This is a genomic window from Methylosinus sp. Sm6 (assembly GCF_019802345.1).
Lineage (GTDB): Bacteria > Pseudomonadota > Alphaproteobacteria > Rhizobiales > Beijerinckiaceae > Methylosinus.
The window spans coordinates 1-720 of record NZ_JAINDZ010000125.1 but is presented as its reverse complement, the minus strand read 5'-3'; the positions used below and the strand labels follow the sequence as shown (position 1 = coordinate 720).

The 720-nt window shown below is 65.4% G+C and carries 2 protein-coding genes; both read right to left on the bottom strand.

The annotated features are described in order from the left end of the window. Positions 1-260 (bottom strand): phage protein GemA/Gp16 family protein (locus K3F48_RS23860; protein WP_222577923.1); only part of this gene is annotated, 260 nt, incomplete at its 3' end. Next, positions 257-720 (bottom strand): hypothetical protein (locus tag K3F48_RS23855; protein WP_222577922.1); only part of this gene is annotated, 464 nt, incomplete at its 5' end. The genes K3F48_RS23860 and K3F48_RS23855, both read right to left, overlap by 4 nt.

The following is a 720-nucleotide window of genomic DNA, read 5'->3' as shown; positions in this document are numbered from 1 at the left end:
TTCCACGCGCCGATCCACAGCGCGCGCAGGATCGGCGCATAGGGCCCGCTCGCCGTCTCCGCCGGCCGGCGCATGGCCGCGCCGCCGGAGAGGCCGTTGAGCATGTCGATGAGCCGCGCCGCCTCGCGCGTGTCGAGCAGCCGCGAGGAGGTGCGCCCGCCGAACTCGCGGCTCAGGAGGTCGCGGTAATCCTCCTCGGTGAACTGCGGCATTTTCTTCCGCGCGGCGTGAATGGCGCGGGTCTGTGCTGATGTCGTCATGATTGCGCTCCCGCGATGTTCGTGGCGTCCTCGAGCACGGCGCGCATCCATGCGTCTCGCGCCGTGGCGATGAAATCCTGCTCCGAAAGGATCATCCCTTCCGGACGTGTCGCGCTCACCGCAAAAATCGCCGCCTGCTGCAAGTTGAGCACGACGATCCAGTCAAAAAAGTCCCTCCACCGGAGCGGCAGATTCCAAGCCTGCGACTTCTCGCGCTCGAAGAAACGAGCTTGGCTCTCGATGACGAGCTCGGCGAATTTGGTGAAGCGCTCGATGCGGCGCAGATCGAAGGCGAGACGCTCCTCGATTCCGTCGAAATCGATCGCGCAGCCCCTGGCCTGCTGTTCGAGATATTCGGCGGCGAGCTGCAGCTCCTCAGCGTCGTCACGCTTGCCGTCACGGATCAGGTCCAGCGAGATGCGCCGCAGCTCCGCGGCATAGTCTTGCGCGATCGTGGTCA